The sequence below is a fragment of the Streptomyces niveiscabiei genome (assembly GCF_001419795.1).
Taxonomy (GTDB): domain Bacteria; phylum Actinomycetota; class Actinomycetes; order Streptomycetales; family Streptomycetaceae; genus Streptomyces; species Streptomyces niveiscabiei.
Genome location: NZ_LIRL01001227.1, coordinates 1 through 2549, shown reverse-complemented (window position 1 = coordinate 2549; position 2549 = coordinate 1). Strand labels below are relative to the sequence as shown.

2 protein-coding genes are annotated in these 2549 nt (G+C 73.3%); both read left to right on the top strand.

The window, feature by feature from the left end; translation table 11 throughout:
* The first annotated feature begins 173 nt into the window (after positions 1-173).
* Positions 174-1571, top strand: coding sequence for a DUF2252 domain-containing protein (locus tag AOK24_RS42410; protein WP_240554391.1), 1398 nt, complete (start codon positions 174-176; stop codon positions 1569-1571).
* A gap of 89 nt (positions 1572-1660) precedes the next feature.
* A complete protein-coding gene (locus AOK24_RS42405) occupies positions 1661-2464 on the top strand; it encodes a J domain-containing protein (RefSeq protein ID WP_055725198.1) in 804 nt (267 codons plus the stop codon).
* The last annotated feature ends 85 nt before the right edge of the window (positions 2465-2549 follow it).

Here is a 2549-nt window from a genome sequence, read left to right as displayed (position 1 = left end):
GGTGATGGGGGTGCGTGAGGGGCGCGGAGAGGGTGACGGGTGGGGCACCGGTGGGTGGCGGAGTTGTCCGCAAGTCGGGAGTTATCCACAGGGTGTGACGGGTTTCGTCGGATGGCTGTACGGTCGGGGCGAGTTGATGTTCGTGCGGTGGTGCACGGGGGAGGCGGTCGGTCGTGAGCGGGGTTCGGATTCCTCGGGTGGCGGGGTTCGCGGAGTGGAACGGGGCGTCGGGCGAGGCGCCCAAGGAGGTCGGGAAGGGGCTGCGGCGGGCGGTGCCGCGCAGTGCGCACGCCGGGTTCGAGGTGGACGGGGCCCGGCCCGAGGTCGTCGCCGTCGTGGAGGAGTCGAACCGGGGCCGCATCGCGGAGCTGGCGCCGATAAGGGTGGGGCGGATGGCGGCCTCGCCGTTCGCGTTCCTGCGGGGCTCGGCGGGACTCATGGCGTACGACCTGGCGCGCACGCCGGCGACGAGGATCCCGGCCCAGATCTGCGGCGACGCGCACGCCGCGAACTTCGGTCTGTACGGCGACGCCCGGGGGCGTCTGGTCATCGACCTCAACGACTTCGACGAGACGGTGACCGGGCCGTGGGAGTGGGACCTCAAGCGTCTCGCCGCGTCCCTGGTCCTCGCGGGCCGGGAGGCCGGTGCCACCGAGGACACGTGCCGTGAGGCCGCGCACGGCACGGTCGGCGCCTACCGGCGCACGATGCGGCTGCTGGCCAAGCTGCCCGTCCTGGACGCGTGGAACGCCATCGCCGACGAGGAGCTGGTCTCCCACAGCGACGCCCGCGATCTGGTGGGCACGCTGGAGCGGGTCTCGGCGAAGGCCCGCGCCAACACGAGCGGACGCTTCGCGGCGAAGTCGACGGAGCCCACCGAGCACGGCGGACGCCGCTTCGTGGACGCGCCGCCCGTCCTGCGCCGCGTCCCGGACGAGGAGGCGTCGGCGGTCGTCGCCGCGCTGGAGTCGTACGTCACGACCCTCTCCGAGGACCGCCTCCCCCTGCTGGCCCGCCACTCGATCCACGACGTCGCGTTCCGCATCGTCGGCACGGGCAGCGTGGGCACGCGCTCGTACGTGGTCCTCCTCCTCGACCACCGCGGCGAGCCCCTGATCCTCCAGGTGAAGGAGGCCCGCCCCTCCGCGCTGGTCCCCCACCTGGTGACCGCGGGCTTCCCCGTCGACCCCGTCGACCACGAGGGGCGCCGGGTCGTCCTCGGCCAGAAGCGCATGCAGGTGGTCAGCGACATCCTCCTCGGCTGGACGACCGTCTCCGGACTCCCCTTCCAGGTACGCCAGTTCCGCAACCGCAAGGGCAGCGTCGACCCCGCCGCCCTCGCCCCCGACCAGCTCGACGACTACGCCCGCATGACCGGCGCCCTCCTCGCCCGAGCCCACGCCCACAGCACCGACCCCCGCCTGATCGCCGGCTACTGCGGCAAGAGCGAGGAACTGGACGAGGCGATCGCAGACTTCGCGGTCTCATACGCGAACCGCACAGAGGCAGACCACGAGGCCCTGGCAACGGCGGTACGGGAGGGAAGGGTGGAGGCGGAGACGGGGGTGTGAGCGGAGGTGTGGGCGCGGGCGAGGGAGCCGTATCCCTGCCGGACCCCGCACTCACCCGGCGCCCCCAGTGGAGCGATTACGCTGGGCGGGTGACGACCCCCGAAGCTGAAGCTGAGCCGGCGCGGCCCGAGGAGCGGCTCGCGCAGGCCGTGCGGGCCGCCGAGCAGGCGCTGATCGAGTTCGAGATCGCGGTGGAGACCTTCCGGGTGGAGGTCGACAACTTCTCCCGGCTGCACCACCAGAAGCTGGGCCCGATGTACGCCCGCCTCGACGAACTGGACGCGCAGATCGCGGAGGCGAGGGCCGCGCGCACCGGCGACCCGGAGGACGTACGGATCGCGGCGGAGGCGCGGGCGAGGGTGATGCCGATGCCGGGCGTGGAGGAGCTGTTCCACGGCTGGATGGACGGCGACGGCCTGTTCCCGGAGGCGGTGGCGATGCTGACGGAGCAGCCCGTACGCCCCCCGGAGCGGGTCCGCCCCAGCGACGAGGCCCGCAAGCTCTACCGCGACCTCGCCCGCAAGGCCCACCCCGACCTCGCCCAGGAGGACGCGGAACGGCTCCGCCGCGAGGAGTTCATCACGCGGGTGAACGCCGCGTACGCCCGTGGCGACGAGGCCCTGCTCCGCGAGCTCGCCGAGGAGTGGGCCGCGGGCCCGGTCCCCCCGGAACGCGAACCCGCCCCCGGCGACGTCCTCTACGCCCGCCTCGAATGGCTCGCCCAGCGCAAGGAGATGCTGGCGGTGCTCGCGAAGGAGCTGGAGGACAGCGCGATCGGCTCCATGCTGAAGCTGGCGCCGGACGACCCGGACCGCCTGCTGGAGGAGATCGCCGAGCAGCTGCTGGCGGACGTGGCGAACCGGGAACGGGAACTGGCGGAGCTGCTGGGCTAGCCGGTGTGCCGGTCGGTGTGGCTGAGGTGAAGGTTCCGGTGCGGGCCGGGGGAGGGGCGTCGGCGCCCGCCCGCGCAGGCGATGG